General features: G+C 62.9%; 4 protein-coding genes and 1 pseudogene. All 5 read left to right on the plus strand.

All coding sequences use genetic code 11. The annotated features are described in order from the left end of the window. Positions 1-105: 105 nt before the first annotated feature. Positions 106-1,770: an ABC transporter substrate-binding protein gene (locus AC1D05_RS35590; protein ID WP_477447638.1), complete on the plus strand. Its 1,665-nt coding sequence runs from the start codon at positions 106-108 to the stop codon at positions 1,768-1,770. 71 nt (positions 1,771-1,841) lie between these two features. Next, positions 1,842-2,795 (plus strand): ABC transporter permease, encoded by a 954-nt coding sequence (locus AC1D05_RS35595; RefSeq protein WP_477447644.1) that lies wholly within the window; start codon positions 1,842-1,844, stop codon positions 2,793-2,795. Continuing rightward, positions 2,792-3,670, plus strand: a complete 879-nt coding sequence (locus AC1D05_RS35600; RefSeq protein ID WP_477447640.1) for an ABC transporter permease — start codon at positions 2,792-2,794, stop codon at positions 3,668-3,670. Before AC1D05_RS35595 ends, AC1D05_RS35600 begins: the two co-directional genes overlap by 4 nt. Then, positions 3,663-5,705 carry a dipeptide ABC transporter ATP-binding protein gene (locus tag AC1D05_RS35605; protein WP_477447642.1) on the plus strand — a complete coding sequence of 681 codons (2,043 nt, stop codon included), beginning with the start codon at positions 3,663-3,665 and terminating at the stop codon, positions 5,703-5,705. Before AC1D05_RS35600 ends, AC1D05_RS35605 begins: the two co-directional genes overlap by 8 nt. Before the next feature lie 76 nt (positions 5,706-5,781). Then, positions 5,782-5,978, plus strand: a pseudogene (locus AC1D05_RS35610) (IS6 family transposase); the annotation flags it as partial.

Here is a 5,978-nt window from a genome sequence, read left to right on the forward strand (position 1 = left end):
ATGCTGGAGTTCCGGTCGATGGCTCTCGTTGAGGGCCGATGAAGGGAGAACTCCATGAAACTCGTCAACCATTCACGAAACAAAAGAACAATAGGGGAAAGACTCATGAGCAAGAACTATCGCATTCTCGATCTCATCCGGCGCAACCGCTCTCCGCTCGAAAACCATCTAATCGACGGCCTTGTCGACGGCCGTGTCAGCCGCCGCGATTTCATCCGCCATGGCAGCCTGCTTGGCCTGTCGCTGCCGCTGCTGGGCGGCATAACTGCCGGCGCGGGCTTAGGGGGCATAGCCTCGCTGGCGCGGGCACAAGGCGCGCCCGGCGCTACCATCCGTGTCGCCGTCACCGTGCCGACGGCTGCAATCGATCCCGTCACCATCGCCGACACCGGTGGCTTTTTGATATTGCAGCAGGTCGGCGAGTTCCTTTGCGTCGATGGTCCCGACCTGGTGCTGAAGCCAATGCTGGCCGAAAGCTGGAAACCCAACGACAAGGGTGATGTCTGGACGTTCAAGCTGCGCCAAGGGGTCAAATTTCATTCCGGCGCCGAGATGAAGGCCGACGACGTCGTCGCCAGCATCGAGCGGCTGGCCGATCCGGCCAATGCATCCAACGCGCTGTCGGTGTTCACCGGCATCCTGCAGAAAGGCGCCACCAAAAAGGTCGACGACTACACGGTGGAATTCCACCTCGACGGGCCCAACGGCAACTTCCCCTACATGGTGTCCTCGGACAATTACAACGCCATTATTCTGCCTGCCAGCTACAAGGGCGACTACGAGAAGAGCTTCGACGGCACCGGCCCGTTCAGAATAGAGAAGTACACGCCAAAGGTCGGGGCCTCCTTTGTCCGCAACGACGACTACTGGGGTGAAGAGGCGCTTCCCGGTCGCACCGAATTCACCTTCTTCACTGATGAGCAGTCGCAGATCCTGGCGCTGCAGGGCGGTCAGGTAGACATTGTGAACATAGTGTCGGCGCTGGGTGGCGTTGGCCTGCTCAACGATCCGAACTTCGATATCATCAGCCTGAAGTCGTCCGCGCATCAGCAACTGCACATGCGCTGCGACGACGGCCCGCTGAAGGATGCGCGCGTGCGCCGCGCCATCGCGCTCTGCCTCGATCGCGACAAGCTGGTCGCCGGTCTGATGAAAGGCCGCGCCGTGGCCGGCAACGACAGCCCGTTCGCTCCAGCCTACCCTTCGACCGATGCGAGCGTGCCGCAGCGCAAGCAGGATATCGCCCAGGCCAAGCAGTTGATGGAAGCGGCGGGCGCCGGCGCCGGCTTCAAGGTGACGCTGACCACCGAGCGCTATATGGAAATCCCCGAATACGCCCAGCTCATCCAGAATTGGGTCAAGGAGATCGGCATCGAGATCGAGCTCAACATCCTCGATCAGGGCAGCTATTACGGCGATGCGGTGTTCGGCAAATCGAACTGGCTGGATTCGGTAATGGGCATCACCGACTATTCCCACCGCGGCGTGCCGAACGTCTTCGTGGCCGCGCCGCTGAAGAGCGACGGGACCTGGAATGCGGCGCACTTCAAGAACCCGACCTACGATACGCTGGCGACCAGCTATATCGCGGCCCTCGATCTGGAGGCGCAGAAGGCGGCCGCCGGCAAGATCCAGAACCTGCTGCTCGAGGAAACGCCGGTTATCTTCGGATACTTCTACGACACGCTGGTGCCGACCGCGAAAGGCGTGACGGGCGTGCAGCCGACGCCCATGTCGCAGCTGTACCTCGACAAAGCATCGAAATCCTGAGCGGAAGCGAAAGCCAATTCTCAAACAGCCAGCTCCTTCCCTGGGGGCTGGCTCCACAAGGAGTATCAGCCATTCTCTCCTTCCTTGTCAGGCGGACATCTCTTTCGCTCGTCACGCTGATTTTGCTCAGCGTCATGGTGTTTCTGGGCGGCCAGGTGCTGCCCGGAAATGTCGGCCGCGCCATACTGGGGCCGTTCGCCGATCAACGTGCCGTCGACGTGGTCAATCACACGCTCGGTGTCGATCGGCCGTTGCTGGTCCAGTACTGGGGCTGGATCTCGAATTTCGTCCAGGGCGACATGGGCACCTCCTACATCTTCCGCTCGCCGGTGGCGCCCTTCGTCATCGATGCGCTGGGCAATTCGATGAAGCTGGCGGCGGTCGCCTTCGTGCTGGTGGTACCGATCGGCATCCTCGGCGGCGTCGTTGCCGCGCTCAACCTCAACCGGCCGCTCGACCGTATCATCAGCCTCGGCGGCCTGTCGGTGACGGTGCTGCCGGAATTTGTCACCGGCATCATCCTGATCCTGATCTTCGGCGTCTGGCTGCGCTGGCTGCCGATCTCGGCTGCATGGCCGAAGGATGCCGGCTTCTTCATGCAGCTCTATTACCTGATCCTGCCTTCGCTGCCGCTGTTCCTGGTGCTGTTCGGCTACATCGCCCGCATGGCGCGCTCCGGCATGATCGAGGCGCTCGATGCCGACTACACACGAACAGCGGTGCTCAAGGGTCTGCCATGGCGAACGGTGATCTGGCGCCATGTGCTGCGCAATGCGTTGCTTCCGACCATCACCGTCATCGCGACACAGACCGGCTATCTCATCGGCGGCCTGGTCGTTATCGAAACGCTGTTCCGCTACCAGGGCATCGGCTCGCTGATCTTCACCGCCGCGCGCGGCAAGGATTTCCCGATGCTGGAAGCCGGAAGCCTCACCATAGGCATCGTCTATGCGGTGGCGACACTTGCCGCCGACTTTCTCTATTCCCTGCTCAATCCGCGTATCCGGCTGGGGTCAGATCAATGAGCGCTGTCCAAACTACCTCGCCGGCACAAGACAACACGCGCCAGCGCGGCCCGCTGGCCGAGGTGCTGTTTTCGCTGCTGCGCTCCGGCACCTTCCTCACCGGTCTCGCCATCGTGCTGTTCTGGGTTGCCTGCGCGCTGTTCGGTGAACATTTCGCGCCCTATGATCCGCTTGCCGACGACATCATCAACGCGCTGGCGCCACCTTCGGCCGAACACTGGTTCGGCACCGACCAGATCGGCCGCGACGTCTTCTCGCGCGTCATCGTCGGCTCGCGCGACATCCTGACCGTCGCACCGCTGGCGACCTTGCTGGCGACGGTGGCCGGCACGGCGCTCGGTCTGCTCACCGGGTATTTCCGCGGCATCGTAGACGACGTCATTAGCCGCATCCTCGAAGCCTTCATGGCGATCCCCGTGACGATCGTGGCGTTGCTCGCCATCGTCGCGCTCGGCACCTCCAAGACGACGGTGATCGTCGTCATCGGCCTGAGCTTCGCGCCGATCATCGCTCGCACCGTGCGCTCCGCGGTTCTGGCCGAGCGCGAACTCGACTATCTCGCTGCCGCACAGCTTCGGCATGAAAGTGCTGTGCATACGATGTTCGTCGAGATCCTGCCCAATGTCATGCCGCCGATCCTGGTCGAAACCACCGTGCGGCTTGGTTATGCCATTTTCGCGGTCGCCACGCTTTCCTTCATGGGCTTCGGCATCCAGCCCCCCTCGCCCGACTGGGCGCTCTCGATCTCAAGCAATTACGGCATGATGGGCGGCGGCTTTTGGTGGACGGTGCTGTTCGACGCGCTTGCCATCGCCTCGCTGGTCATCGGCGTCAATCTGGTGGCCGACGGCGTTCACGGAGCACTCAATGACTAAGTCCGCCAAGGCCAAGAACGCGCTCGAACTTACCGACCTGTCGGTTGCCTACCGCGTCGCCGGCCGCAACCGCGCCGTACTGCGCAACCTCAGCCTTAACATCGGCCAAGGCGAGGCCTACGGGCTGGTCGGCGAATCCGGCTGCGGCAAATCCACCGTGGCGCTCACCGTCGTACGCTATCTCCCGCGCAACGGCTCGATCACCGGCGGCGCGATCTCGCTCGATGGCAAGGACGTCATGAAGCTCGACGCCGAAGCGCTGCGACGCGCCCGCGCGGAAAGCGTCTCAATGGTCTATCAGGACCCGGGCAAGGCGCTGAACCCGTCGATCCGCGTCGGCCGCCAGCTGACCGAAATCTTCGAGCTCGGCGGCGTAACCGGACAGGCGGCCACCGACAAGGCAATCGCCATGCTGAACCGGGTGCGCATTTCAGACCCGGTCAGCGTCATGCAGCGCTATCCGCACCAGCTTTCCGGCGGCATGCAGCAGCGCGTGGCGATTGCCATGGCGCTCGCCAACGATCCGTCGATGCTGATACTCGACGAGCCGACGACCGGCCTCGACGCGACGGTGGAAGCCGAAGTGCTCGACCTGATCGCGCAGCTCAGACAGGAACTGTCGGCCTCGATCCTGTTCATCAGCCACAACCTCGCTGTAGTCTCCAACATGTGCGACCGGGTCGGTGTGCTCTATGCCGGCATGCTGGTGGAGGAAGGGCCAACCGAAGCCGTATTCAACGATCCGCGCCATCCCTATACGGTGGCACTGCTGCGCTGCTTGCCGCGCGGCGGCCAGCGCAAGGATCAGGGCCGTCTCGACACCATTCCAGGCTTCCTGCCCGGCATCGGTGCTGACATCAAGGGCTGTGCCTTCGCCGATCGCTGCGCGCTTGCCGACGACCGCTGCCGCTCCGAATTGCCACCGCTCTATGATCTCGGCGGCCGGCTGTCGCGCTGCTTTCATCACGACAAGGCGCAGGCGCTACCGCGCGCGACGCCGAGCGATGCGCCGCCGCTTGCGCCGAAGGCGACAGCCGTGCCGGTGCTGCGCGTCGCCGGGCTGAACAAGACCTATGGTAACGCCGTACGGGCGGTGAAGGACGTATCACTCACCCTTTGGCCAGGCGAGACGCTCGGGCTGGTCGGCGAATCTGGCAGCGGCAAGACGACCTTTGCCAGGCTTCTGCTCGGCCTGGTGCAGTCGGACGCAGGCGGCGCCATTGAGCTGGAGGGCAAGGCACTGGCGCTGCGGCTGGAGAACCGTAGCGACGATCAGATCAAGGCGATGCAGATCGTCTTCCAGAACCCGGATTCAGCACTCAACCGCTCGCATTCGATCCGGTATCTGATCGGCCGCGCGCTGAAGCGGCTGGCAGGCTTGAGCGGCAAGGCGCTGGAGGCCCGCCTCAACGATCTCGTCCGTTCGGTGCGGCTGACCGACCGACATCTGACCGTTAAGCCGCGCCAGCTGTCGGGCGGACTGAAACAGCGTGTCGCCATCGCACGCGCCTTCGCCGGCGACCCACGCATCGTCGTCTGCGACGAACCAACCTCGGCACTCGACGTTTCGGTGCAGGCGGCGATTCTCAATCTGCTCGCCGACCTGCAGTCGAAGGAGGATGTCAGCTACATCTTCATCTCGCATGACCTTGGCGTGGTGCGTTACCTCTCGGACAAGATCGCCGTGCTCTATCTCGGCCGGATCATGGAACTCGGCCCTTCCGAAAACGTCTTTGCCGGCCCGCATCATCCCTATACGGAAGCGCTGCTGTCGGCGGTGCCCAAGCTCGACCAGAGCGAGACGGCGCGCATTCGCCTCGACGGCGAAATCCCCAGCGCCACCCATCCGCCTTCCGGTTGCGTGTTCCACACACGCTGCCCGCGCAAGATCGGAGCGATCTGCGAGCAGCAGGAGCCACCGCTGGCCGAGGCGCATCCGGGCCACTCGATCCGCTGCCATATTCCCTATGCGGAGCTGGCCAAGGTGCAGAGCTGCAAGCGGCAAGTGGCAGGTGGCAAGTGGGAACCGGCCTAATCACGGTAGGGGTCGACTACCAGCCAGGGCACCGTAACGTTAACCGGGCATCGATCAAAATGTGGGATCTGGCGGCATGACCAGATTTTGCCGTGATCCTCTTTATCGTCGCCACCGATTTCCGGCGCAGGTGATTGCCCATGCCGTTTGGCTCTATTTCCGGTTTCCGCTCAGCCTGCGGATGGTCGAGGATATGCTGGCAGCTCGTGGCGTCATCGTCTCTCACCAGACCGTGCGACTTTGGGCTGAGAAATTTGGCAGACACTTTGCCAA

The organism is Mesorhizobium sp. P2_E9, assembly GCF_056403815.1.